Source organism: Stakelama pacifica (assembly GCF_004361835.1).
In the GTDB taxonomy this organism is placed as follows: domain Bacteria; phylum Pseudomonadota; class Alphaproteobacteria; order Sphingomonadales; family Sphingomonadaceae; genus Sphingomonas; species Sphingomonas pacifica.
On the sequence record NZ_SNWD01000010.1, the window covers coordinates 112,710 to 138,730 of the forward strand.

The following is a 26,021-nucleotide window of genomic DNA, read 5'->3' on the forward strand; positions in this document are numbered from 1 at the left end:
TTGATGGATCGGGAAGCTGCCGAAAGCGGTGCCGCTGTCGGCCGGATGATCGAAGCGAACCTGACGCGGCTGACGGCTCTCGGGGAACGGCTTCGCGCCGCGCCGCCTGCGCGGATCGTCACCATTGCGCGCGGATCGTCGGATCATGCAGCTACCTATGGCAAATATCTGATCGAAACGATGATCGGAGTGCCGGTCGCATCGGCCGCGCCGTCGGTCGCATCGGTCTTTTCGGCGAACGTCGCGGAGGAGCCGGCAACGCTTTGCATCGCCATTTCGCAGAGCGGACGCAGTCCCGATCTGCTCGCCACGGTAACGGCCCAGCGCGCAGCGGGCGCGCACATCGTGGCGCTGGTCAATGACGAGCAGTCGCCGCTGGCGCAGCAGGCCGATACGCTGGTCGCGCTCAGCGCAGGACCGGAAAAATCGGTGGCCGCGACCAAATCCTATATCACCGCGCTCGCGGCGCAGGCGTTGATGGTTGCGCTCTGGTCGGAAAACGAAGCGTTGCTGACGGCTGTGAACTCCTTGCCCGGCGAACTGGAGCGGGCGTGCGGGCTCGACTGGAGCAGCGCGGTGCCGGCGCTTCGCGATGCGACCAATATGTTCGTGATCGGGCGCGGCTACAGTTTCGGTATCGCGCAGGAAGCGGCGCTGAAGTTCAAGGAAACCTGCGCGCTGCATGCCGAAGCGTTCAGCGCGGCGGAGGTTCGCCACGGGCCGATGACGATCGTTCGCGCCGGATTTCCGGTGCTTGGCTTTGCGACATCCGACACGGCGGGCGATAGCGTGCGCGAAGCAGCGCAGGAATTTGCTGCGCGCGATGCATTGCTGCGCGTCGCCGATCCGGCGGGTAACGGAGAAGCCGCGCTTCCCGCCATTCCGGCCCATCCGGCCATCGAACCGATCCTGATGGTCCAGAGCTTTTATCGCATGGTCAATGCGCTGGCGCTGGCACGCGGCATGGACCCCGACAAGCCGCAATATCTGAGCAAGGTGACGGAAACGCGATGACCAGGTTCAGTTTCCGGAACGGCGGTATCATTACCCCGGAAGGTGCGCTGAGCGGCGCGACGATCGAGGTTTCGAACGGGCGGATCGCCGATATTGCGCCGCTGTCCGCCGATGCGGATATCGTGATCGACCTTGACGGCGGCTGGCTGGTGCCCGGCTTCATCGATGTGCAGGTCAATGGCGGCGGCGGCGTCCTGTTCAATGATGCGCCGACTGTTGAAGGCATGGCGGCGATCGCCCGGGCGCATGCCCGGTTCGGCACCACCGCGCTGCTTCCCACGCTGATCAGCGACGGCAGCGATGTCATCGCGCGCGCGCTGGATGCACTGGACGCGGCAATGGCCGCCGGGGTTCCCGGCGTGGTCGGCGCGCATATCGAAGGCCCGGTATTCAACGAAAAGCGGCACGGCATTCATGATCCGGCGCGCGTCCGCCGCTTTGACCCCGAACTGATCGAGCTGCTTGCGCGACCGCGCGCAGGGGTGCGGCTGGTGACGCTTGCCCCCGAAAAGGTCGAGCGCGATCAGATCGCACGCCTGATCAATAGCGGCATATTGCTCAGCATCGGCCATAGCGATGCGGATTATGAGACGGCGCGCAGCGCCATCGATGCGGGCGTCACCGGCATCACGCATCTGTACAATGCGATGTCGCCGCTCCATCATCGCGCGCCGGGAATTGTGGGCGCCGCGCTGGAGGATGACCGCGTCTATTGCGGACTGATCGCTGATGGTTTTCACGTCCACGACGCCGCGTTGCGCGTGGCATTGCGTGCCCGTCCCCGCGACCGGATGATGCTGGTCACTGACGCCATGCCCTGTGTCGGAGGCGACGGATCGGGCAGTTTCGACCTTCAAGGGCGGACCATTCATGTTGAGGCCGGGCGGTGCTTCGGCGATGACGGCACGCTGGCCGGGTCGGCGCTGGACATGGCAAGCGCGTTTCGCAACGCGGTCACTCGCCTTCACGTCACGCCCGAACATGCCGTTGCGCTGAGCGCGACCAATCCCGCAGCATTTCTGGGCCTGTCGTACGAACGCGGCGCGCTCGCTTGTGGCCTTGTCGCCGACTGGGTGCAGCTCGATGCTGATTTCCGCCATGTCGATACCTGGATCGGCGGGAACCGATTTTCCTGAGCCTCCGATTTTTCGAACCATGCATGCAAAGGGGAGACCCGCGCTGACTGAAACATCGCCGACCGCCGACGATCATGGCCTTGAACAGGTAGAGATCACGCTTCGTTCGCCGCTGGAAGGCTGGATATCAGGGCTCGACGAAGTTCCTGATGCTGTATTCGCCGATCGGCTGCTGGGCGATGGCGTGGCGATCGATCCGGTCGGTTCGACGCTGTATGCGCCCTGCGATGCAGTGGTGCGCGGGGTGCAGCCGACCGGCCATGCGGTCACGCTGGCGCTGGGCAATGGCGCGGAACTGCTGATGCATATCGGCATCGATACGGTGGCGATGGGCGGCAAAGGCTTCACGCCGTGTGTCAAAGAGGGGCAAACGGTCAGCACCGGCGACCCGCTGATCCGGTTCGACCCCGATGCGATCATCTGCAACGCCACAGCAGCGATCACGCCGATCCTGCTGCTGACCCACGACACGCTTCGCGCCGTGCGCTGTCACGAAGACGGCATGGTGAAAGCAGGAGCGCCGATCCTGCGGCTGATCGCAGTAGCGCCGGAAGCGGGGAGCGAAGCTGAAGCACCGGTGAGCGAAGGCGACGAGGTGACGCGCAAGGTCCGGGTTCCGCTGGCGCATGGCATTCATGCCCGCCCTGCCGCCCGGTTGCGTGCGGCGGCGAGCGACTATCGCGCCGAACTATGGCTGGCCAAGGGGAGGAAGCGTGCCAAGCTTGCAAGCCCGGTCGGCCTGATGACGCTGGGCGTGGTGCACGGCGACAAGATTTCGGTGATCGGGCGCGGCGAGGATGCGAAGGCAGCGGTCGATGCGCTCGCCGCGCTGATCGAAAGCGGGATGGGCGAGGGCAGCGATACACCGTCGGCGAAGCCTGCGGCAAAGCCGGTCGCTGCGCCTTCCGCGCCGGTGATATCCTCGGCACCGCCCGCCGACGGTATTTATCGCGGCGTTACGGCGGCAGCGGGTCTGGTCGTCGGCACTGTGCGTCGGCTGCGGGTCGAAGAGGCCGATATCGCGGAGACGGGCGAGGGCGCTGCTGTCGAGGAGCCAAGGCTCGATGCGGCGCTCGCAACTCTGACTGAGCGGATCGAGGCCGATCTTTCGCACGCCGCCGGGCCGGGCCGCGCGATCCTCGAAGCGCATGGCGCCATCCTGGCCGATCCCGAATTGCGCGACATGGCACGCGCGGCAATCGATGGCGGCGCGAGTGCGGAAGCTGCCTGGCGGGCGGCGCTGCGTCCTCAGGCAGAGGCGTTGCAGGCGACCGGCGATGCGCATCTGGCCGAACGCGCCGACGATATGCGTGACCTTGAGCGACGCGTGATCGCGCTGCTGACGGGCAGGGAAGACGCGGCGATGACCCTCCCGCCCGATACGATCCTTATCGCCGACGATCTGCTGCCTTCGCAGGTGATGGGAATCGACCCGGACAAGGTACGCGGATTTTGCGTGGCGCAGGGCGGGCCGACCTCGCATGTGGCAATCCTCGCCGCCAGCATGGGACTGCCCGCGCTGGTGGCGATGGGACCGGCCATCAGCCATGTCGAGGACGGTGCGGTAGCGATCCTGGATGCGACTGCCGGGACGCTGACGGTCGATCCGGCGGAGGAGGTGCTGAGCGCTGCACGGGCGCGGGTCGCCGATCGCGCGGCGGCGCTTGCCGCTGCACGCGAATCGGCGGGCAAGCCATGCCATATGGCCGATGGCGAGCGGGTGGAGGTCTTTGCCAATCTCGCCTCTGCCGCTGATGCCGCGCGTGCGGTCGAATCAGGGGCCGAAGGATCGGGATTGCTGCGCACCGAATTTCTGTTTCTCGACCGCGAAAGCGCGCCCGATATCGGGGAGCAGCAGCGCGAATATCAGGCAATTGCCGATGCCTTGCAGGGCCGTCCGCTGATTATTCGCCTGCTCGACATTGGCGGAGACAAGCCTGCGCCGTATCTGCCCATCGCGGCGGAGGAAAATCCCGCACTCGGCCTTCGCGGCATCCGGGTGGGCTTCGCCAATCCGCAGGTGCTCGACGATCAGCTTCGTGCGATCCTGAAGGTCGCACCGCTGGGCCAGGCAAAGATCATGGTGCCGATGGTTGCGGGTGTCGATGAGCTGCGCCGCGTTCGGACGGCGCTCGACCGGGTGAAGGACGAGCTTGGCATCGCTGAGAAGGTGGAACTCGGCATAATGGTCGAAACGCCCGCAGCAGCGATCGGGGCCGATCTGCTCGCGGCGGAGGCCGATTTCCTGTCGATCGGGACCAACGACCTGACCCAATATACGCTGGCGATGGATCGCGGAAATCCCGCCGTTGCCGGATCGATCGACGGGCTGCACCCGGCGGTGCTTCGCCTGATCGCCGAGACGTGTCGGGGCGCATCGCGCCATGGCCGCTGGACGGGTGTGTGCGGCGGGCTCGCCTCCGATCCGCTCGCTGTGCCGATCCTGATCGGGCTTGGGGTGCGCGAGCTTTCTGCCACCGTGGCGATGGTGCCCGAGGTAAAGGCGCTGGTCAGCCGGTTGACGCTGGATAGCGTACAGGTGCTTGCCGAAAAGGCACTGGCCTGCGCCACCGCCGAAGATGTTCGAACGCTTGCCCGGGAGTTTGCCGTATGAAGCGCCTGATCGAAACGCTGCAGCCCCTGGGCCGCGCGCTGATGCTGCCCATCGCGGTGCTCCCCGTCGCGGGGCTGTTGCTGCGGCTGGGCCAGCCCGACCTGCTCGATATCGGCTTTGTCAGCGCGGCGGGCGATGCGCTGTTTTCGCATCTGGGGCTGTTGTTCGCGATCGGGGTGGCCACCGGCTATGCCCGTGACGGCAATGGCGCTGCCTGCCTTGCCGGTATCGTCTGTTATCTGGTGACGACCGAAGCGGCCAAGCCGCTGCTCACCGTGCCGGGCGATATCGGGGCGGGCATGGATCAGGCGAGCGCCGCGCTGGCCGTCGCGGCGTGGAAGGCGGGCGCGGTCGCAAAGATCGACGTGCCGATAGGGATCGTCTCCGGGCTGATCGGCGGCAATTTTTATAACCGTTTTTCGGCCACCAAATTACCTGACTATCTTGCCTTTTTCGGCGGTCGGCGGTTCGTGCCGATTGTCAGCGGGGTGGCCGGGCTGGTGCTTGCCGCGATCGTGGGGCTGGGCTTTGGTGCGATCAGCGCCGGGGTGGACGGCCTGAGCCACGGCATTGCCGAAAGCGGCGAATTCGGGCTGTTCGCATTCGGCGTGCTCAACCGGCTGTTGCTCGTCACCGGGCTGCACCATGTGCTCAACAATGTCTTCTGGTTCGTGCAGGGCGATTATATGGGCGCGACCGGTGATCTGCGGCGCTTCTTCGCCGGCGATCCCAGCGCGGGCGCGTTCATGGCCGGATTCTTCCCGGTGATGATGTTTGGCCTGCCCGCCGCATGCCTTGCTATGTATCACGCAGCGCCGCGTCATCGTCGCGCGGCGGTGGGCGGGATGCTGTTCAGCCTTGCGCTCACATCGCTGCTGACCGGCGTGACCGAGCCGATCGAATATAGCTTCATGTTCCTCGCGCCGGTTCTTTACGCCATCCATGCGGTGCTGACCGGTGTGTCGATGGTCATCATGAACCTGCTGGGCGTGAAGCTGGGTTTCGGCTTTTCGGCAGGGCTGTTCGATTATCTGCTGAATTACGGCAAAGCGACACGGCCGCTGATGCTGTTGCCGGTGGGTGCGGTGTATTTCCTGCTCTATTACGGCATTTTCAGCTTCGTCATTCGCAAGATGAACCTGCCGACCCCCGGACGCGAGCCGGAGGGCGAGGGCGCGGCGGCTGGCAAGGCCGCTCCCGCCCCGGCCGGAGAGCGCGGCGCTGCCTTTGCCCGCGCGCTGGGCGGTGGCGCCAATCTGCGCGAGGTGGGCGCGTGCACCACCCGGCTGCGGTTGATCGTCGAGGATCAGGACAAGGTCGATGGCGATGCGCTGAAGGCGCTGGGCGCGCATGGCGTGCTTCGTCCGTCCGCCAATGCAGTGCAGGTGGTGGTCGGCCCCATCGCCGATGTCGTGGCGATGGAGATACGCGATGCGATCGATGCGGGCGGCGATATGCCCGCGCCTGCTCAGGCCGAGGCCGGAGCCGGCGACGACTGCACGGTGACGCTTGGCACGGCCGTGGTGCAGGCGCTGGGCGGCACGGTGCGATCGGCGGAGCTGCGCGGCGGCCGCATCCGGCTGGTGCTCGCCGACGATACGCAAATCGACGAAGACGCGTTGCAATCGCTCGGCATACGCGGGGTAGCACGCGTCGGCGACGATGTCGTGCATTTGCTGCTGCGGAAGGATGGCGCAGCCGCGTTGCTTGCCTGAGCGCATCAGCGGTGCCGGGAACGACCGGCACCGCTTTTGGCTTATAGCGGCACGACCGTAACCGTCCCTATGATGCCGGATTCACGCGCCTTGGGTGCTTCGACCAGCAAGACGACGCTGCGCTCTCCCGGTCCGGCGGGAAGCGTGGCGGTAAGCGGCCCCGGCGCCGCGCTGTTCTTCCGCGAAGTCCGCACACCGTCGACCCAGAGTTCGGCGCTGCCCGCGATCCGTTCGAAGCGAATCCTCGCACCCTTCGCCACCATGCGTTTCCACGGCGCGAAGCTCGCGCGATAGACACGCCAGCCCGGCTGATCCTCCGCCGGGGTCGGCGTTCCGGCATGGACGAACGCCCAGCTGTTATTGTCGCCGTCGGCAGGTGCGGTGTCGGGTTCGGGCCGTTCGATAAAGACCGGTGAGCGGCGCCAGTTGTCCAGCGCCAGCTCCGCCGCCGGGACCGCCACCTGCGGAACCTCCGGCCGGTCTGTGCGCGCTATTTCGAGCAATGCGGGTTCGAGGTCCTTTGCCGTTGCGCGAATGCGGATGGTGCCCGGCCCGGCATCGGCGCGGATGATCATCTGGGCAAGGCCGTTGAACAGCGAGCGCTGATTACCCTTTTCCGATTCATGGCTGTTGGGATTGCCATTGCCCACGCCGAGTATCTCCGCACCCTCGACGGTGAAATGAGTCATCAGATTGGCGGTCGGCACATGGCGTCCCGCCGCATCGATCGCGTCGATCGTCACCGGCTGACAGTCGATGCCGTCGCCCGCCATCCGGTCGCGCGCAGGGGTGAGGCGCAGGCCGACCGGCGCGAATGTCGTGTCTTTCGCATCGCTCGCCACCACCTTGCCGCCACGCATCGCGATCGCTTCGATCCGGCCCGGTTCGAAAGGGATTTGCCAGACATTGCCCGTCATCCGGTCGGCGCGTTGCACGCCTAGATCGCGACCGTTCAGCCGCAGCGCCACCGTTTCCGCGTTGGTGATGACGAACACCTTGATGTCCTCGCCTTCCTTGCCCTGCCAGTTCCAATGGGGCGTGAGGAACACCACGGGCCGGTCGTCGATCCATTGCGCGGCATGGATGCCGAACGCGGTCTTGGGAAAGCCGCACAGATCGAGAATGCCGAAGAAGCTGGCGATGGTCGGCCATGCATAGGGCGTCGGTTCGCCGTGATAGTCGAAGCCGGTCCACACGAACCCGCCCGCGACGAACGGACGTTCGGCGATCATCTGCCACGAAGCGCGATGGGTATTACCCCAGGAGGTGGCCTCCTCGTCATAAGAGGTGATGACATGCGCGTCCGGGTCGCTTTTGAACGCGCCGCGCGTCTCATAGGCGCTGGTATCTTCCGAACTGGTCATCGGCATGGCCGGGTTCAGCCGATGCCATTTGTCATACTGGTCCTGATAATAATTGAACCCCATCACATCGACTTCGCTCGACACATTGACGGGATCGTAAAAGGCGCCGTTCATCGCCGCAGTGATCGGACGCGCATCGTCGAGGTCGCGCACGGCGGCGACCATGCGGCGGACCATTTCGACGCCCGATTCGGTGCCCTGCATCGGTTCTTCGTTGAAGACCGACCACAAAATGACGCTGGGATGGTTGCGGTCGCGCCGCACCATCCATTCCAGTTCGGCGAGCGGTTCGGGAGCGGGGTTGAACTGGCGATTTTCGTCCATCACCAGAAAGCCCATCCGGTCGCACCAGTCGAGCAGCTCCGCATTGGGGGCATTGTGCGACATGCGGATCGCGTTGCAGCCCATGGCTTTCAGTCGTTCGAGACGCCAAGCGAGCATCGCATCGGGTACTGCGACACCGATCCCGGCATGGTCCTGATGCAGGCATACGCCCTTCAGCTTCACCGGCTGCCCGTTGAGCAAAAAGCCCCGGTCGGCATCGAAACGGATCGTGCGAAAGCCGATGGCGATGCTGCGTTCATCCACGCTCTGACCATCGCTGAGAACGCGAACGCGAACGGTGTAGAGCGTCGGGCTGTCGACCGACCAGAGGCGCGGCGGTGCGGGCAGATCGATCCGCATCACCGCATCGGCCTGTTCCAGAACGGGTACGGTAATCGCCGCCTGTGCCGTCGCGACCGAATTGCCTTCAGGGTCGAGCAGTTCGGCGGTCACCGTGACGCTCGCCACCGCGCGCGCGACATTGGCGAGCGTCGCCGTGACCGGCACGTGCCAGCGCCCTTGCGCGTCGCGGCGGGGATCGCAGTGGACCCCGTCGCTTTGAATCGCGCAGGGCGCGCGGCGCACCAGCCAGGCATGGCGGTACAGGCCGGCGCCTTCGTACCACCAGCCCTCCATCGCGGTCGCATCGACCCGGATCGCAATGACGTTCATCGCATCGCCGAAGCGGGCAAAGGGCGTCAGATCGACATAGACGCTGCTATAGGCGGACCAGCTATGCGCAACGCGATTACCGTTGATCCAGATCGTCGCATTGCTGGCAATGCCGTCGAAATGCAGTTCGAGCTTTTTTCCGTCATCGGCGGGATCGAGCCGGAAGCGGCGACGATACCAGCCGATTCCGCGCGGGCGATAACCCTGCGACACATTGGCGGTTTCGACAAAGGGTTGGGCCGACGCCCAGTCATGCGGCAGGCGCACCACATCCCAGTCGCTGTCATCATAGTCGGGCGCTGCCGGGCCGCGCGCATTGCCCGCCTTCACGCTCAGATAGGTTTCGTGATGCCCCTCTGGCGGCGGAATATGGATATCGCCTTCATGGAAATGCCAGCCCAGTTCCAGTCGGGTGCGCGAGGGGTCGGACCGGGGCAGGGGCGGCAGCACGCTGTTTCGCGGCGCAGGCATCGGGAAATTGACGTCGGAGATGGGTGTGCCATCGCGCGCTTTCGCCGGCAACGGCCGGCCGAACGACAGCAACAGTGCGCCGCCGGCGCTGCCGGTGAGCAATTCGCGTCGATCCATAATGAGGAAAGCTCCCGTCCGGCCGAACGGCCAAGCGGTCAGAGGTCGCTCAGTTCGGCCACAAAGTCATAGGCATCGCCCCGATAATAAGAGCGGGTGAATTCGACGGCGGTACCGTCGCGAAGAAAGGCGCGGCGTTCGATCAACAGGCCCGCATGGCCCGCCTCGACGCCGAGCAACCGGGCATGTTCGCCGCGAAACGGAACGGCGCGCAGTCGTTGAAGCGCGCGAACCGGCCGTTTTCCGGCGGCGTCGAGCGCGGAATAGAGCGAATCTTCCACTGCATCGAGCGACGGCAGGCAGGAGCGCGGCATCGTCGCAAATTCGACTGCCATCGGGTCATCATCGGCAAAGCGGATACGCGCGAAGCGGAACACCGGCGCGCCGGGCGACAGGCCAAGGCCAAGCGCTTCTTCGGGATCGACCGTGCCCTCGGCACGCGAAATCCAGCTGCTGCTGGGCGTGCGCCCGCGCGCCATCATATCTTCGGTAAAGGAGGAGAGCTTCGAGAAGCTCTTTTCCACGCGTCCCGCAACGAACGTGCCCGCGCCGCGCCGCCGGGTCAGCAGGCCTTCCTCGACCAGCCCGCCAATCGCTTTGCGCACGGTAATGCGCGAAATCGAAAATTCATCGGCAATGTCGCGTTCGGGTGGGATGGCTTCGCCCTGGGCAAGGACGTTGTTACCGATCGCATTACGGATCAGCTGCTGAAGCTGGAGATAGAGCGGTGACGAGTTTCCATCGCGAAATTCGCCTACAAGATCCGCAAATGCCATTCTGATTGCCTGCCCCAATTCTGACGCGCCCCCTGTTACGAGGGCATTGTTTTTGTTCCGGTCGCCGGTTGGTTCATGCAGTTTGGTCCTATCCCGCCGCATTTGCAACATCCTTGGCGGGAAAGGATGTGAGCCGGAAATGTTGTGTTACGATTCATGTATTGCGCGTCAGGACTTAGATTGGTTACATCAAATGTAATATCTGAAGGCCGGACCTTCGGGAAAACGGGTCAAGGGGAGCGAAATGGGCGCTATCGGTAATCGGGCTTGTGCTGCGGCAATCGCGGCCATCCTGCTGCTCCCCGGCGCACCTGCGTCCGCAACGGGTGTTAATCAGGCAGAGCGCACCCGGTCTGCGCAGCATTTGCTCCGGCTAACCCCGATGCCGCGAACCGTTGAAATGGGCGAGGGAGCGGTAACAATCGGCACAGGCGCCGGTATCGCGGTCCCCCCACAGGATCGCGGTGCGAGCGATGCGGCGAAGCTGCTGATCGCGCATGTCCGTGCCGAGCGGGGTATCGCACTCAAAATAGCGGATGGCGACGCACGCATCCGCTTCATCCGCGACGCCTCGATCAGCGGCGATGAAGCCTATCGCCTGACTGTCGACCGGACCGGAATCGCTATCCGGGCAGCGGGGGATCGGGGGTTCATCTGGGGTGCGATGACGGCTGCGCAGCTGCTCAGCCCCGACAGCCGTTTCGGAAAGCCGGTATCGGTGCCCGCCATGGTGATCGGGGATAGCCCGCGTTTCGTCTGGCGCGGATTGCTGATCGATGTGGCGCGGCATTTTCAGCCCATCGATGAAGTGAAGAAAATCGTCGACCAGATGGCGTCGGTGAAGCTCAACACGCTGCATCTGCACCTGACCGACGATCAGGGTTGGCGGTTCGAGGTGAAGCGCTATCCTGAGCTGACCCGGATCGGCGCCTGGCGGACATCGCCGGGCGGTGGCGATCGGGTCGGTGGTTTCTATACGCAGGACGAGCTGAAGGATCTGGTTGCCTACGCTGCGGCGCGCGGGATCACGATCGTTCCCGAAATCGACCTTCCGGGTCATGCGCAGGCGCTGGTCGCCGCCTATCCCGAAATGGGCGTTTTTGGCGACCGGCCGGAGGTTTCGACGGCGTGGGGCGTAAATCCCTATCTCATCAACCCCGATGCGGAAGGCGTTCGGTTTGTCGAGAATATCCTCGATGAGCTGATGGCGGTCTTTCCGAGCACGTATATCCATCTGGGCGGTGACGAAGCGGTCAAGGATCAGTGGATCCGCTCGCCCGCCGTGCAGGCGCAGATGCAGAAGCTCGGCATCAAAAGCGAGAATGAACTGCAAAGCTGGCTCATCGACCGGTTCGGCGAATATCTCGCTTCCAAAGGTCGCCGCCTGATCGGTTGGGACGAGATATTGGAGGGCGGACTACCCGCCTCTGCCTCGGTCATGTCCTGGCGGGGGGAGGATGGCGCCATTCAGGCGGCGAACGCCGGACATGACGTTGTCCTGTCTCCCTCGCCGACGCTGTATTTCGATGGTTTGCAGAGCGATGCGGGCGATGAGCCGCCGGGGCGGATCAAGGTCAAGACGCTGGCCGATATCTATGCCTATGATCCGATGCCGCACGAGATTGATCCGGCGCTTCGCAGCCATGTTCTGGGCGCTCAGGCCAATGCGTGGAGCGAATATCTCGTCACGCCGCAGCAGATGGAGCACAAGATTTTCCCGCGCATCGGGGCGCTTGCGGAAAATGTCTGGTCGCCAGCGGGAAATCGCGATTTTGCAGGCTTTGTCGACCGGTTGATGCCGCAGATCGCCCGGTGGAAGCGCGGCGGGATTGCGGTTGCCGACAGCGCCTTTGCGGTGCGGTTTGCGCTTGCGGGTTCGCGCGGCGAGGCGCTGCGCAACAATCGCGCGACGGTGGCGCTTGCCAGTCAGACCGGGCAGGGCACGATCCGCTATACGCTCGACGGTAGCGAACCGGATGCGAAATCCAAAAGTTATCGCGCACCACTGACGCTGAAACCCGGCGCGACGATCCGTGCCGCTGCGTTCGATGCGCGCGGGGGGGCGGTGTCAGCGGTTCGGTCTTACGACACCAGCCGGTCCGCGCTGCTACGCTATGGCAATTCCGATCTGGTCGCCTGTCCGAAGGGCTCGTTCCTTTTGCGCGTCCCACTTTCACCCGACGCTACCGCCAACGGGCCTGCCTATAATATGGACCTGTTCTATCAGTGCAGCGCCGCGCGCGCCGTGCCGCTGGATCAGGCGCGCGGGGTCGAAGTTACGGTTGCGCGCATGAAAATCGCCTTCGGCCTTGCGCATCAGTTTGATGACGTTGTCCGCCAATATGATGTGACCAGCCATGGCGAGCTGGTTGTGGAGGCGAAGTGCTTCGCCCCGGATGGGAGTGCAGCAAGCGACCCGGTGGTGCTGGCGACATTCCCGCTGCCCGATCCGGAAACGGCCGATAATCGAATGACATTCCGTGCAGATATTCCTCAGATGAAAGGAGATGAAGACGTGTGCTTCCGCTTCACCTCGCAGCCTCATGGCCAGCGCTATGCCGTAGAATCCGTTTCCTTCGTGGAGCGCAGCAAATGAGTGCGCGTACCCTGACGCTTCGCCTGCTCGCCGGTGCGGCACTGATCTCTGCTGCTGGTTCTGCCTTTGCCGATCCGCTGAAGCGCGTCGATCTGGACGATGGGTGGCAGGTGCGGATTGACCCGTCGGACAAGGAAGCGGTCGCCAAACACCCCGGTGCAGTCGGCTGGTTCAAGGCGACGGTGCCCGGCAGCGTGCAGCAGGATCTGATGGCCAGCGGTCAGGTGCCCGATCCGTTTCAGGGCACCAATGAAGGTGCGATCCAATGGGCTGGCCTCACCAACTGGCAGTTTCGTCGCACGCTGAATGTCACGCCCGAAATGCTTCGCCGCGACCATGTCGAGCTGGTGTTCGAGGGTCTGGACACCTTCGCAACCGTGCGGGTGAATGGTCAGGAATTGCTGCGCACCGACAATGCCCATCGCCACTGGCGGGTCGATGTGAAGCCGCTGCTGAAGGCAGGCGACAATGAATTGCTGGTTTCGTTCGAATCGCCGATCGAGAAATTGCAACCCATGGTGCTGGCGCAGGAAAATCCGCTGCCCGGCGAATATGACTCCGCCTTTGGGGATGAGCCGAAGGGCAAGCAGACATCGCCCTATATCCGCAAACCCAAATATCAATATGGCTGGGATTGGGGCCCGCGCATCGTCAATATCGGCCTGTGGCAGCCGGTTCGGCTTGAAGCATGGGATGAGGCGCGGCTCGATGGCGTGCGGGTCGATCAGGAAGCGCTGAACGATAGTGAGGCGCGGCTTGTCGCCCATGCCAGCGTCCGCGCAGGTAAAAGCGGTGAGGCGCGGGTTCGTGTGACGGTCACCGGTCCTGACGGGCGCAGTGTTCGAAGTGAGCGCAAGCTTGAACTTGCAGCGGGCGATAATGCGGTCAGCCTGCCGCTATCGGTAAAGAATCCGCAGCGTTGGTGGCCCGCAGGCTATGGCGCGCAGCCGCTGTATAAGGTTGCGGTGTCGCTTTCCGCCGATGACGGATCGAGCGATGCGAAGGCCGAGAAGATCGGGCTGCGCACCACCGAGCTGATCCGCAAGGACGGCAGTTTCGGGCTGAAGATCAACGGCGTCCCGATTTTCGCCAAGGGCGCCAACCTGATCCCGTTCGACAATTTCCCGTCGCGGGTGAGCGAGGCGCAGATGCGTCAGATCGTTCAGAGCGCGCGCGATGCCAATATGAACATGATCCGCGTGTGGGGCGGCGGCTATTATCTCGACGATCGCTTCTACGACCTTGCCGACGAACTGGGCATCATGGTCTGGCAGGACTTTATGTTTGGCGGCGCAGTTACGCCGCCGGACGCCGATTTCCGCCACAATGTCGCGGTGGAAGCAGCGCAGCAGGTCGAGCGGCTGCAACCGCATCCCTCGATCGTGCTCTGGGCGGGTAATAATGAAGTCCTTTCGGGCTGGGAAAACTGGTCCGACCGCAAGGCATTCAAAAAGCGCGTCGGTGCCGATGAGCAGGAGCGGATCGGCGTCGGCATGGCGGTATTGTTCGACCGCGTGCTGCGCGATGCGGTGATCGAACATTCGCCGGGCGTGCCCTATTGGCCGGGATCGCCCTCGACCGATTATGAAGGGCCGGTCGATACCGACAAGGACGGCGACCGCCATTTCTGGGACGTGTGGTCCGGATCGAAGCCGGTTGAGAATTATCTCGATTCCTGCCCGCGCTTCATGTCGGAATATGGCTTTCAGGCGATGCCTGACCTTTCGACCATTCGCCGTTTTGCGGGCGACGGACCGCTCGCGATCGACAGTCCGGTGCTGAAGGCGCATCAGAAGTTTCTGGCGGGAGAGGGCAATGAACGGTTGCAGCTCTATCTCGACCAGCGGCTGCGCAAACCGGGCGATTTTGCCGATCTGGTCTATCTGACGCAGGTCAATCAGATGCAGGCGATCGGCATGGCTGCACGGCATCACCGCGCATGCCGGCCGACCACCTTGGGTTCGCTCTACTGGCAGCTCAACGATACATGGCCCGCCATTTCCTGGGCGAGCATCGACTATTATGGTCAGTGGAAGCTGCTGCAATATGGTGCCCGCCGCTTCTTCGCGCCGCAGATCGTCGTGGCGGAACATGCGGATGCGAAGACGCGCATTGCGCTGGTGTCGGATGCCACCACGCCAATGGCCGCGACCTGGGATGTGCGCGGTTTCGCGATGGACGGCACGCCGCTGGGCAGCAAGGGCGGCGATGTGACGCTTGCCCCGCTGTCCTCGACCGATATTGCGATGATCGACGATGCGACGCTGTTCGGCAATGCGCCCGCCAATGCAAGCTATGCGGTGGCCGAGCTGAAGATTGGTGGCAAGACGGTGTCACGTCAGGTGATCGAGCGCCTGCTGCCCAAGGATATGGCCTATCCCGCGCCCGGCCTTTCCGCCGAATGGCAGGGCAAGAGCGTGACCATCACGGCCAGATCGCTCGCCCGGGCAGTGATGCTCGATTTCGGCAAGATCGCCGCGCAGCCAAGCGATGACGGGTTCGACCTGCTGCCGGGCGAGAGTGTGCGCGTGACGGTGCAATCGGATGCAGACGCACAGGCGCTTCAGAAGGCGCTGACGCTTCGCACGCTGGCGGGAGCACGCTGATGCTGGGAATGACGATGTTGATGCTCGCGGCCGCGCCGGGAGCAATCCAGAACGATGAAGCGGGGCGGGAAGCGGTCGCCAACGCTGTCGAGGCCATGTCGATCGAGCAAAAGGCGGCGCAACTGCAAAGCACCGCGCCTGCCGATCCGAAGGTCGGACTGCCCGCCTATGACTGGTGGAACGAAGGGCTGCACGGGCTTGCGCGCGATGGCTACGCGACGGTGTTTCCGCAGGCGGTCGGGCTGGCGGCGACATGGGACACCGATTTGCTCCATGCGGTGGGCGAGGTGGTTTCGACCGAGGCGCGCGCCAAATTCAACGCAAAGCCGGTTGATGCGGATCGGCGCATTTATGAAGGGCTGACCATCTGGTCGCCCAATATCAACATCTTCCGCGATCCGCGCTGGGGACGGGGGCAGGAAACCTATGGCGAGGACCCGACGCTGTCGGGACGCCTCGGCATTGCTTTCATCGAAGGGTTGCAGGGGCCGGACCCCGCGCATCCGCGCGTCATCGCCACGCCCAAACATTTCGCGGTGCATAGCGGGCCGGAGGCGGGCCGTGACGGTTTCGACGTCGATGTCAGCCCGCAGGATCTGGAATCGACCTATCTGCCCGCTTTTCGCATGACGGTGATGGAGGCGAAGCCTGAATCACTGATGTGCGCCTATAACTCGATCCATGGCGTTCCCGCCTGCGCATCGGGCAATCTGATGAACGATCGGCTGCGGAAAGACTGGGGGTTCAAGGGCTTTACCGTGTCCGATTGCGGGGCGGTGGGGAATATCTATCTCTTCCATCACTATCGCCTCGACGCCGCCGGTGCAGCCGCTGCCGCAATCAAGGGGGGCACCGATCTGAATTGCGGCACGACCTATTCGGCGCTGCCGGAAGCGGTGAAGCGCGGGCTGGTGAGCGAGGCGGAAGTCGATACCGCACTCACCCGAGCACTCGATGCGCGGGCTAAGCTCGGCATCGCATTCGGTGCCGATAATCCGTGGAGCAAAATCGGCACCGATCAGGTCGGCACGCCTGCACATCGCGCGCTCGCCCTGCGCGCCGCGCGTGAGGCGATCGTCCTTGTGAAGAACGAGGCGAACCGCCTGCCGCTCGCGGCAAAGGCCGGCATGAAGATCGCGGTGATCGGTAGCAATGCCGACGACCTGAATGTGCTGGAGGGCAATTATCACGGCACCGCAATCGACCCGGTAACGCCGCTGGAGGGCATCCGCGCTCGCTTTGGCGCGGATCGGGTATCCTATGCGCCGGGATCGGTTCTTGCCGATGGCGCGCCGGCCGTAGTCCCCGAAACCGCGCTGCGCGCCGATGGGAAGCCGGGGCTTCGCGCCGAATATTTCGCCTCGCCCAAGGTGGAGGGAAATCCGGTCGCGGTGCGGCAGGATCGCCGCGTCGATTTCAACTATACCCGCGTCGCGCCGCTGCCACAGCTTGATGCAAAGGGCTTTGCGGTCCGCTGGACGGGTGAGTTCGTGCCGCCGGGGGCCGGGAAATATGCGCTCGCGCTCGATATCCCGGCATGCTGGAAGGATTGCAGCACACACGATGCGGTCCGGCTGTGGGTCGATAACAAGCTGGTGCATGACGGTCCGCTGGGCGGTCCAAGAGTCACGATTCCCTATCAGAGCGATGGCAAGCCGGTGCCGATCCGCCTCGAACTCGATCATGACAGCGAGGATGAAGGGCTGCGCCTGATGTGGCTGCCGCCTGCGCAGCCGCTGATCGATCAGGCGGTGAGGGTGGCGAACGATGCCGACATGATCGTCGCGGTTGCGGGGCTGTCACCCGATCTGGAAGGGGAAGCGCTGAAGGTCAGCGTGCCCGGTTTCGTCGGCGGCGACCGCACCGATATCGCGCTTCCGGCGGCGCAGCAGCACTTGCTCGAAGCACTACGCGCAACCGGCAAGCCGGTGGTGCTGGTGCTGATGAGCGGAAGCGCGGTTGCGGTCGATCCCGATCTTGCCGATGCGATTATGGTGGCTTGGTACCCCGGTGCTGCCGGCGGAACCGCGATTGCGGACACGTTGGTGGGCGACAATAATCCGTCAGGCCGCCTGCCGGTAACCTTCTACAAATCGGTCGATGATCTGCCCGCGTTCGTCGATTACGGGATGAAGGAGCGCACCTATCGCTACTTCACCGGCACCCCGCTCTGGGGCTTTGGTCATGGGTTGAGCTATACCAGTTTCGGCTATTCGAACCTTTCGGTTCAGGCCGGCGCAATCGGCGATCCCGTAAAGCTTTCGATACATGTGGCGAACACGGGCAAGCGTGCGGGCGACGAAGTGGTGCAGACCTATATCCTCCCCCCCGACACCGGGAAGGGCAGTGGGATCACGACGCCGGTGCTTCAACGCCAGCTTGCCGCCTTTCGCCGCGTTTCGCTGAAGCCGGGGAAGGGGAGCAACATCTCCTTCACGCTTGATCCGCGCAGCATCAGCAGCGTGGCCCGCGACGGCACCCGGACCGTGCTGCCGGGCAAATATCGCGTCTGGGTTGGCGGCGGACAGCCGGGCGACGGGGCGGGCCAATGGGTCGAATTCAACCTTGACGGACAGGGAATGGTCTTGCCGAAATGATTGATCGTCGTACCCTGATCGGTGCCGGAATGGCGCTGACTGCCGCGCCGATGGCCGCACGCGCGGCAATCGCTGGCGGTGAGTATGTCAGCCGCCGTCCCGCGCCTGCCGAGCGCCGTTTCGTCAGCAAATCGGTCGAGCGCGAGATTGATCGCGTGTCGGCAATGATCGCCGATCCGAAGCTGCGCTGGATGTTCGGCAATTGCTATCCCAACACGCTCGACACCACGGTCAAGCTGAGCCGGGTCAACGGCAAGCCAGATGCCTTTGTCTTTACCGGTGATATCAATGCGCTGTGGCTGCGCGACAGTTCAGCACAGGTGCGGCCTTATCTGCACCTTGCGCGCAAGGATAAAGCTCTGCGGGAGCTGTATCACGGCCTCATCGCACGGCAGTCGCGTTCCATCCTGATCGATCCGTATGCCAATGCGTTCATGGAGGACCCGACCGCGAAGACCGATCTTAGCTGGTCGATCGGCGATCTGACCGACATGAAACCGGGCGTTGCGGAGCGCAAATGGGAAATTGACTCGCTCTGCTATCCCATGCGGCTGGCGCATGATTACTGGCGCGCAACCGGCGATACTACGCCGTTCGATGCTGAGTGGGCAGAGGCCGCACGGGCGAGCGTTCGCACCTTCCGCGAGCAGCAGCGCAAGGACGGCAAGGGGCCATATCATTTTCAGCGGGTGAGCAGGCGCACCACCGAAACCATGATGCTTGATGGCTATGGTGCACCATCGCGGCCCGTGGGGCTGATCCATTCGGGATTCCGTCCGTCGGACGATGCATGCGTGTATCCGTTTCTGATCCCGGCCAATTATTTCGCAGTAACCGCGCTTCGCGAACTTGCGGTGCTGGCTGCGGCAGCGCGCGGGGACAAGGCACTGGCGAACGATGCAATCGCGCTTGCCGATGAAGTGGAGGCTGCGCTTCGCGACTATGCCACGATGCGGCTGCGCGACGGGCGTGTCGTTATCGCCTATGAAGTCGATGGCTTCGGCAATGCGCTGTTCATGGACGATGCGAACGTGCCGTCGCTTTCCAGCCTTGCCTATCTTGTCTGTCTGGATGGCGATGATCCGCTCTGGCGGCGCACGATGGAAGCGTGCTGGAGCGAGGCAAACCCCTATTTCTCGAAGGGCACGGCTGCCGAGGGGATTGGCGGGCCGCATGTCGGGCTGGGTCAGATATGGCCGATGTCGATCATCCAGCACGCTTTTTCGGCGAAGGACGATGCAACCATCCGTCATTGCCTGAAGATGCTGCGCGATACCGATGCAGGCACCGGGTTCATGCATGAGGCATTCGATCAGGACGATCCGGCCAACTTCACGCGCGACTGGTTCGCATGGGCGAACGGCCTGTTCGGCGAGCTGATCGTCCATCTTTCCGCGACGCGTCCGAATATCCTGCGGGAGGCATTTGCATGATCAACCGCCGCGAATTGCTGGCCGGAAGCGCGATCGGGATGGCGGCAGCCGCAGCTATTCCCGCCGTTGCCCGCACCAAAACCCCGCGCCGTACCGTCCCAAATCTGTTTGTCGGAACCGGGGGCACGGGCCACACCTATCCGGGCGCGACGCGCCCCTTTGGTATGGTGCAGCTTTCGCCCGATACCGGCGTAGAGCGCTGGGAAACCTGTTCGGGCTACCATCAGGGCGACGGGTCGATCCTGGGATTTTCGCACACCCATTTGTCGGGCACCGGCATCGGCGACATGCTCGACGTGCTGGTCGTACCGGGCCGGGGGGCGGTGAAGCTCATCCCGGGAAGCGTGGAAGCGCCGGATAAGGGCTATCGCCAGCGTTTCAGCAACGAAGAGGCGCAGCCGGGCTATTATCGGGTGCTGCTGCAAAACGGCGTGGCGGCTGAGCTTACGGTGGGTGAGCGTATTGGCTGGCACCGCTATACCTTCCCTTCCGGCGGTGGGCATTTGCTGATCGATCTGTCGCATCTGGTGCTCGACAAAAGCGATAATCCGCCCCTGATCCGCAACGCGATGATGGCGACGCTGGCCGATGGTACGCTGATCGGGCGGCGGCAGGTGTTCCGCTGGGCCAAGGGGCGGTGGATACAGTTCGCGCTGCAGCTGTCGCGCGCGCCAGACCGGGTGACGTTCTACGGCGATGGAGATGAAGTGCAGCCTGATGGCGCTACCGCGGTTGCCGGGCAGCGGCTCAAGGCGGTGCTGCACTATGATGACGCGGGTGCATCGCCGCTGCTGGTGCGCTGTGCGGTTTCGGCGGTGGATGATGACGGCGCGCGCGCCAATCTGGCCGCTGAAGCGACGCATTGGGATTTCGATAGCGTTTGCCGGGAGGCTGCTGCTTCATGGGCGGCACCGCTCGATAGCGTGCGGGTGACTGGAGGCAGTGAGGATCAGCGCGTGCTGATGACGACTGCGCTCTATCATGCGCAGCTTGCGCCAACATTGGTGTCGGATGTTGACGGCCGCTATCCGGGGCTGGACGGCGAAACGCATCGCGTGCCCGCGGGCGGGGCGGCGTACAGCACCTATTCGCTATGGGATACCTATCGCGCACTGCATCCCCTGCTGACGCTGATCGCGCCCGAGCGGGTCAAGTCGCTGATCGACGATATGATCCGCCAGACGGCACAGTCGCCTTATGGTCCGCTGGTCTGGCCGCTTCAGGGCAAGGAGACGGCGACGATGATCGGCTGGCACGGCGTCGTCCCGCTGGCCGAAGCGCAGGCAAAGGGGATCGAGGCGGATTATGCCGCCGCGTGGCCCGCAATCCGCCGCCGCAGCTTCGATTTCGATGCGCCGGACAAGGATAACAGCAAGGGCCGCGATCTGTATGACCGGCTCGGCTATGTCCCCGCCGACAAATGGTGGGAAAGCGTTAGCCGGACGCAGGAATATGCTTATGACGACTGGGCATCCTCCCGGCTTGGCGCTGCGATCGGTCAGAAGAACGATGCCGCCCGGCTCACCAGACGATCGGGCAACTGGCGCAATGTGATCGACGGCACGATCGGTTTTGCCCGCCCGCGCTTTGCGGATGGAAGCTGGTGGACGCCATATGACCCCGTGCAATTGGGCCATATGCCCAAGCCATGGTGGCGCGATTATACCGAGGCGAATGGCTGGCAGGCGACGTTCCTCAACCAGCACGATGTCTATGGCCTGATCGAGCATATGGGCGGCGATGCGAAGTTCGAGGCGAAGCTCGATGCGCTGTTCAACGCGCCCTCGACCCTGCCCGACAATGCGCCGCCGGATATTTCGGGGCTTGTCGGCCAATATGCGCATGGCAACGAACCGGATCAGCATGCGGCGTATCTCTATGCCTATGTCGGTGCGCCGTGGAAGACACAGGCGATGGTGCGTCGGCTGTGCACCGAAATGTATAAGAACGATCCCGACGGCATCATCGGCAATGACGATTGCGGGCAGATGAGCGCCTGGTACGTTTTTTCGGCGCTTGGGCTGTATCCGGTCGATCCGGTCGAGGCGGTCTATGTTCTGGGGTCGCCGTTGTTCGAACGTGCCGAGGTTGCGCTTGGCAAGGGGCGTGCGCTGGTGATCGAGGCGCCCGGCAACCGGCCAGACACGCCCTATGTCGCGGGCGTCGAATGGAACGGGCAGCGCCGGGACAAGAGCTGGATCCCGCATGCCGAACTGGTGAAGGGCGGCACGCTGCGCTTCACCATGTCAGCGAAGCCTAACCGCGCATTCGGGCACGCATTAGCGAGCCGCCCGCCGTCCAACGGACGGCAACCGGGATGATGCCGATCACGGCCGCCTTTCAGATCATTTGCGAACCAATCGCTGGAGAAACACCATGACCGATATTACGCGCCGCGCGCTTGTTGTCGCAGGCCTTGCCACCCCGGCCATTGCGAATGCCGCTACGCGTAGCAGCGGCGTGGGCGTGCCGCCCAAAGCCTATGGTGCAACGCCCACCCCGCGGCAGTGGAAATGGCATGGCCGCGAACAATATGCCTTCGTCCATTTTTCGATCAACACCTTCACCGACAAGGAATGGGGCTATGGCGATGAGAGCCCCGAATTGTTCAATCCCACCGATTTCAGCGCGGATCAGATCGTCGCGGCGGCAAAGGCCGGCGGGATGCGCGGGATCATCCTGACCGCGAAGCATCATGATGGGTTCTGCCTCTGGCCGACCAAGCTGACCGAACATTGCATTCGCAACAGCCCGTATAAGAACGGCAAGGGCGACATCGTGCGCGAAATGTCGGATGCGTGCGCACGCGCAAACCTTCCTTTCGGCCTGTATCTGTCGCCTTGGGATCGCAATCACCCCGAATATGGGCGGCCTGCCTATATCGAATATTATCGCGCCCAGCTTACCGAACTTTGCACGCGGTACGGCAAACTGTTCGAAGTGTGGTTCGACGGTGCGAATGGCGGCGACGGCTATTATGGCGGTGCGCGCGAAACGCGAAAGATCGACGCGCCGAAATATTATGACTGGCCTTCGATCATCGCGATGGTGCACCGGCTTCAGCCCGATGCCTGTACCTTCGATCCGCTCGGTGCGGATATTCGCTGGGTCGGCAACGAAAATGGCGTGGCGGGCGATCCGTGCTGGCCGACCATGCCGAACGAACCTTATGAGCAGGATAATGGCAATTCGGGCGTGCGCGGCGGCGTGCTGTGGTGGCCGGCGGAGACCGATGTGTCGATCCGGCCGGGCTGGTTCTATCACCCGGACGAAAACGCCAAGGTGAAAAGCCCCGAACGGCTGATCCGCCTGTACGATGAATCGGTGGGGCGTGGCACCAACCTCAACCTCAACATCCCGCCCGATCGCCGCGGCCGTATCGCCGATCATGATGTTGCGGTGCTGAAATCGTTTGGCGATGCGATCCGCGCAACCTTCGCCACCAATCTGGCGGCAGGTGCGGTGGCGCATGCAAGCGCGGAGCGCGGGCCGCGCTTCGCCGCTGCGCAGGTGCTTGACGGCCATCGCGAAACCTATTGGGCCAGCCCCGATGGCGATACGAAGCCGACCCTCATGCTCGATCTGAAGCCGGGCACGGCGTTCGACATTATCCGGCTGCGCGAATATCTGCCGCTTGGCGTGCGCGTCACCCGCTTTGCGGTGGATGCCGAGATCGACGGTCGCTGGCAGCAGCTTGCCGAACATGAATGTATCTCGGCGCAGCGCGTCATTCGCCTGCCGAAGGCAATCGCGCCGCGCCGCGTGCGCCTGCGCATTCTTGAAGCTCCCGCCTGTCCCGCGATCAGCGCGTTCGAGCTGTTCCGTTCGGTTGCTCCGGTTCCTGTCGCTCCGGTTGTTTCGAACGACCCCTCGCTGCTCGACACCCGCGAATGGAAAGTGGTTTCGGCAAGCGCTCCCGGCGCAGAAAAGTTGCTCGATCAGGATGCAGCGACGGTCTGGACGGCACCTGCACCGATCCAGGGAAAGCCTGCGGAGCTGGTCTTTGACCTCGGCGAGCAGGCGGTGCTTGCGGGTTTCAGCCTGACTCCGTCTCGCGCGGTGCAGACCAATGGCGCACCACCCAAGGGATATGTCGCATCGGTAAGCGAGGACGGCGTGCATTGGCGCGATGCGGCCTCGGGCGAATTTTCGAACATCGCTTATGCGCTTGCGACGCAACGTATCGCGTTCGATTCACCCAAAGCGGCGCGCTATCTGCGGCTTCGTTTCGAAGCGACCGCTGTTCCTGCGGCACATCTGATCATCGCCGAAATCGGCGGATTTACGACGCGAAGATAGGCAAAGGCGGCTTGTAAAGGCGCGTCCGCTGGTTCGGTGCGAGGGAGCGGCGCGTTTGTCGCGAAGCAACATAATTATCGTTAGGGGACCAACGAAGATAGATTAAACATTTTTTATTATTGGTATTGAATACATCCTATTCATGTGACAAATTTGTTTCCGGCAGGCAGGATGAATCAGCAAATGATCTTCCTTCCTCGGACAAAGGGACAGGGGGAAATTGCGTGAAACGCTCTCGCCGTCAGGCCATGGGAATGGGGATAGCAGGCGCACTGACCGCGAGTGCTATGCCTGTGCGTGGGGCTGAGCGAGCCAGCGACGGTGCACTGATCGTCTCGACCTGGGACTTTGGTGCCGCCGCCAACGAAGCTGCCTTTGCGAAGCTGCGTTCGGGGGGCACGCTGATTGACGCGGTGGAGGCGGGTGCGCAGGTGCCCGAGGCCGATGCGAAAAACCGTTCGGTCGGCTATGGCGGAAATCCTGATCGCGACGGCCATGTCACCCTTGATGCGATCATCATGCATGGCGACGGCCGGGTCGGCGCTGTCGCCGCGCTTGAGGATTTCGTTCACCCGATTTCGGTCGCCCGCCGCGTGATGGAGGCGACGCCGCACACTATGCTGGTGGGCGAAGGCGCACACCAGTTCGCGATCGAGCAGGGCTTTCATATGCGCAACCTGCTGACGCCCGAGGCGGAAGCGGCGTGGCGCGAATGGCTGAAGACGGCGAAGTATAAGCCGGTAGCGAATATCGAGAACATGCGGGGCAATGCCCTCGATCACGACACGATCGGTCTGCTCGCATGTAGCGAGGCGGGTGAGCTTGCCGGCGCGTGCACGACATCGGGCATGGCGTACAAGATGCGCGGCCGGGTCGGCGATTCGCCTCAGGCCGGGTGCGGACTGTTCGTCGAAGGTGGCGTGGGCGCCGCCGCCGCGACCGGGGTCGGTGAGGAAGTAACCCGGATTGCGGGCACGGCGCGCGTGGTTGCATCGATGCGCGCAGGTCTGTCGCCTGAGGCGGCATGCCGTGAGGCTGTGATGCACATCGCGAAGCTGCGCGGCGATGCAGTGCGCGATGCGCAGGTCGGCTTTCTTGCAATCAATCACCGGGGGCAAGCGGGCGCTTATGCGCTTCAGCCCGGCTTTACCTACGCCGTGACCGATCGGAACGGCGTAACCAGTGTCCAACCCGCGAAGAGCCTGAGACAGACAGGCAACGCAAGCTGAAAAAAGGAGGCAGCAGGGTCGACAGATGAGGGCCGAATGGGAGCGACCCGGTTGAACAGCAAAGTGCTGTTGCGAACGCACTTTGCGGGCAGAAATGTTAGCGATACCGCTTTTTGGCTGGCGCTGAGACAGCCGGGAGCAGAGGCCAAGCCGAAAGGGCTGGCCCAATAAATCAATTGAATGATCGGAAGCGCAATAGCGCGCCGGGCATGTGAGCGCTGAATCGTCGCGACGCGATTCAGCGAGAGGGAAGTCGCAACTGCAACACCCGGAGCGCGATGTTCGCAGGGAGCATCGCGTTTCGCGAAAGTTAAGGGGAATGACGTTGAAATCGCTTACGAAACTATGGTTGGGGACTACGTGTCTCGGCGGGATGGCGATGCTGCCGCTCGCCGCCCATGCGCAAACCGAAACGCCCGCGCAGCAACAGGTCGAGGATCAGGGCGAAACTGCCTTTACGACCCAGAGCGCCGACGCGGGGAATGACGGCATCGACAATATCGTCGTGACCGGCAGCCGCATTTCTCGCCCCAATGTTGCGGCGGCAGCGCCGATCCAGTCGGTGACGTCGGCACAGATCAAGCAGCAGGCGGCGGTGAATATCGAGGAAGTGCTGAACCGGATGCCGCAGATCGCGCCGGATAGTCAGCAGGCTTATGCGGATTCAGACGGCCGCCAGCGGATTAAGCTGCGCAATCTGGGCTTTGAGCGCACCCTCGTGCTGGTCGATGGCAAGCGTCTCGGCACGATGAATGGTCAGGACGTCAACATGATCCCGACCGCGCTGATCAAGCGCGTCGATGTGCTGACGGGTGGCGCGTCGGCGGTATATGGGTCCGACGCCATTGCCGGTGTCGTCAATTTTATCATGGATGGCGATTTTGATGGCATCCGCCTCGACACCAATTACAATTTTTATGCGCATGAGAATAAGCCGGGTCTGGTTTCGGAAGTCGCCGGCCATGGTCTGAGCCCGTAGTTTCTACCATTTACGAGTAGAGCCTTGGGCCGTTTTGATGCCCTTCACTGGGCGTGATGGCAACAACCGTATTGGGGGC

The 26,021-nt window shown here is 63.4% G+C and carries 14 protein-coding genes; 12 read left to right on the forward strand and 2 right to left on the reverse strand.

Going from position 1 to position 26,021, the window contains the following annotated elements:
- Positions 1-3: 3 nt before the first annotated feature.
- Genes EV664_RS13995 through nagE form a run of 4 tightly spaced genes read left to right on the forward strand, consistent with a single transcriptional unit; the run spans position 4 to position 6,479 of the window.
- Positions 4-1,014 (forward strand): SIS domain-containing protein, encoded by a 1,011-nt coding sequence (locus tag EV664_RS13995; RefSeq protein WP_133496367.1) that lies wholly within the window; start codon positions 4-6, stop codon positions 1,012-1,014.
- On the forward strand, positions 1,011-2,150 hold the full coding sequence (nagA, locus tag EV664_RS14000; RefSeq protein WP_133496342.1) for an N-acetylglucosamine-6-phosphate deacetylase: 1,140 nt from the start codon (positions 1,011-1,013) through the stop codon (positions 2,148-2,150). Before EV664_RS13995 ends, nagA begins: the two co-directional genes overlap by 4 nt.
- A gap of 19 nt (positions 2,151-2,169) precedes the next feature.
- Entirely contained in the window at positions 2,170-4,764 is a 2,595-nt protein-coding gene (gene ptsP / locus EV664_RS14005) for a phosphoenolpyruvate--protein phosphotransferase (RefSeq protein WP_162848864.1), read from the forward strand.
- Complete coding sequence (gene nagE / locus EV664_RS14010; protein WP_188656440.1) at positions 4,761-6,479, forward strand: N-acetylglucosamine-specific PTS transporter subunit IIBC; 1,719 nt, start codon at positions 4,761-4,763, stop codon at positions 6,477-6,479. Before ptsP ends, nagE begins: the two co-directional genes overlap by 4 nt.
- 41 nt (positions 6,480-6,520) lie before the next feature.
- On the opposite strand, the gene galA is transcribed toward nagE, so the two are convergent.
- Together galA and EV664_RS14020 are read right to left on the reverse strand one after the other, a co-directional pair.
- Positions 6,521-9,427, reverse strand: a complete 2,907-nt coding sequence (gene galA, locus EV664_RS14015) for a beta-galactosidase GalA (protein WP_133496343.1) — start codon at positions 9,425-9,427, stop codon at positions 6,521-6,523.
- A 38-nt stretch (positions 9,428-9,465) separates the two neighbouring features.
- Entirely contained in the window at positions 9,466-10,203 is a 738-nt protein-coding gene (locus EV664_RS14020; RefSeq protein ID WP_133496344.1) for a GntR family transcriptional regulator, read from the reverse strand.
- 244 nt (positions 10,204-10,447) lie between these two features.
- Here EV664_RS14020 and EV664_RS14025 point away from each other — a divergent pair, with 244 nt between their 5' ends.
- The 8 genes from EV664_RS14025 to EV664_RS14060 all read left to right on the forward strand — a co-directional run bounded on the left by EV664_RS14025 (position 10,448) and on the right by EV664_RS14060 (position 25,942).
- Positions 10,448-12,799: a beta-N-acetylhexosaminidase gene (locus EV664_RS14025; RefSeq protein ID WP_133496345.1), complete on the forward strand. Its 2,352-nt coding sequence runs from the start codon at positions 10,448-10,450 to the stop codon at positions 12,797-12,799.
- A complete protein-coding gene (locus tag EV664_RS14030; protein ID WP_133496346.1) occupies positions 12,796-15,405 on the forward strand; it encodes a beta-mannosidase in 2,610 nt (869 codons plus the stop codon). Before EV664_RS14025 ends, EV664_RS14030 begins: the two co-directional genes overlap by 4 nt.
- Positions 15,405-18,002, forward strand: a complete 2,598-nt coding sequence (locus EV664_RS14035; protein WP_133496347.1) for a glycoside hydrolase family 3 C-terminal domain-containing protein — start codon at positions 15,405-15,407, stop codon at positions 18,000-18,002. The genes EV664_RS14030 and EV664_RS14035 overlap by 1 nt, the downstream gene beginning before the upstream one ends.
- Positions 17,999-19,435 (forward strand): glycoside hydrolase family 125 protein, encoded by a 1,437-nt coding sequence (locus EV664_RS14040; RefSeq protein WP_133496348.1) that lies wholly within the window; start codon positions 17,999-18,001, stop codon positions 19,433-19,435. Before EV664_RS14035 ends, EV664_RS14040 begins: the two co-directional genes overlap by 4 nt.
- Positions 19,432-21,756, forward strand: coding sequence for a GH92 family glycosyl hydrolase (locus EV664_RS14045; RefSeq protein WP_133496349.1), 2,325 nt, complete (start codon positions 19,432-19,434; stop codon positions 21,754-21,756). Before EV664_RS14040 ends, EV664_RS14045 begins: the two co-directional genes overlap by 4 nt.
- A gap of 55 nt (positions 21,757-21,811) precedes the next feature.
- Positions 21,812-23,734 carry an alpha-L-fucosidase gene (locus EV664_RS14050; RefSeq protein ID WP_133496350.1) on the forward strand — a complete coding sequence of 641 codons (1,923 nt, stop codon included), beginning with the start codon at positions 21,812-21,814 and terminating at the stop codon, positions 23,732-23,734.
- A 248-nt stretch (positions 23,735-23,982) separates the two neighbouring features.
- A complete protein-coding gene (locus EV664_RS14055; protein ID WP_133496370.1) occupies positions 23,983-24,963 on the forward strand; it encodes an isoaspartyl peptidase/L-asparaginase in 981 nt (326 codons plus the stop codon).
- Positions 24,964-25,288: 325 nt separating this feature from the next.
- Positions 25,289-25,942 (forward strand): TonB-dependent receptor plug domain-containing protein, encoded by a 654-nt coding sequence (locus EV664_RS14060; protein WP_308423534.1) that lies wholly within the window; start codon positions 25,289-25,291, stop codon positions 25,940-25,942.
- Positions 25,943-26,021 lie beyond the last annotated feature (79 nt).

Excerpts from the sequence above, each read along its gene's own strand:
- EV664_RS13995 (WP_133496367.1), top strand. The coding sequence starts at position 4 with ATGGATCGGGAAGCTGCCGAAAGCGGTGCCGCTGTCGGCCGGATGATC.
- nagA (WP_133496342.1), top strand. The coding sequence starts at position 1,011 with ATGACCAGGTTCAGTTTCCGGAACGGCGGTATCATTACCCCGGAAGGT.
- ptsP (WP_162848864.1), top strand. The coding sequence starts at position 2,170 with ATGCATGCAAAGGGGAGACCCGCGCTGACTGAAACATCGCCGACCGCC.
- nagE (WP_188656440.1), top strand. The coding sequence starts at position 4,761 with ATGAAGCGCCTGATCGAAACGCTGCAGCCCCTGGGCCGCGCGCTGATG.
- galA (WP_133496343.1), bottom strand. The coding sequence starts at position 9,427 with ATGGATCGACGCGAATTGCTCACCGGCAGCGCCGGCGGCGCACTGTTG.
- EV664_RS14020 (WP_133496344.1), bottom strand. The coding sequence starts at position 10,203 with ATGGCATTTGCGGATCTTGTAGGCGAATTTCGCGATGGAAACTCGTCA.
- EV664_RS14025 (WP_133496345.1), top strand. The coding sequence starts at position 10,448 with ATGGGCGCTATCGGTAATCGGGCTTGTGCTGCGGCAATCGCGGCCATC.
- EV664_RS14030 (WP_133496346.1), top strand. The coding sequence starts at position 12,796 with ATGAGTGCGCGTACCCTGACGCTTCGCCTGCTCGCCGGTGCGGCACTG.
- EV664_RS14035 (WP_133496347.1), top strand. The coding sequence starts at position 15,405 with ATGCTGGGAATGACGATGTTGATGCTCGCGGCCGCGCCGGGAGCAATC.
- EV664_RS14040 (WP_133496348.1), top strand. The coding sequence starts at position 17,999 with ATGATTGATCGTCGTACCCTGATCGGTGCCGGAATGGCGCTGACTGCC.
- EV664_RS14045 (WP_133496349.1), top strand. The coding sequence starts at position 19,432 with ATGATCAACCGCCGCGAATTGCTGGCCGGAAGCGCGATCGGGATGGCG.
- EV664_RS14050 (WP_133496350.1), top strand. The coding sequence starts at position 21,812 with ATGACCGATATTACGCGCCGCGCGCTTGTTGTCGCAGGCCTTGCCACC.
- EV664_RS14055 (WP_133496370.1), top strand. The coding sequence starts at position 23,983 with ATGGGAATGGGGATAGCAGGCGCACTGACCGCGAGTGCTATGCCTGTG.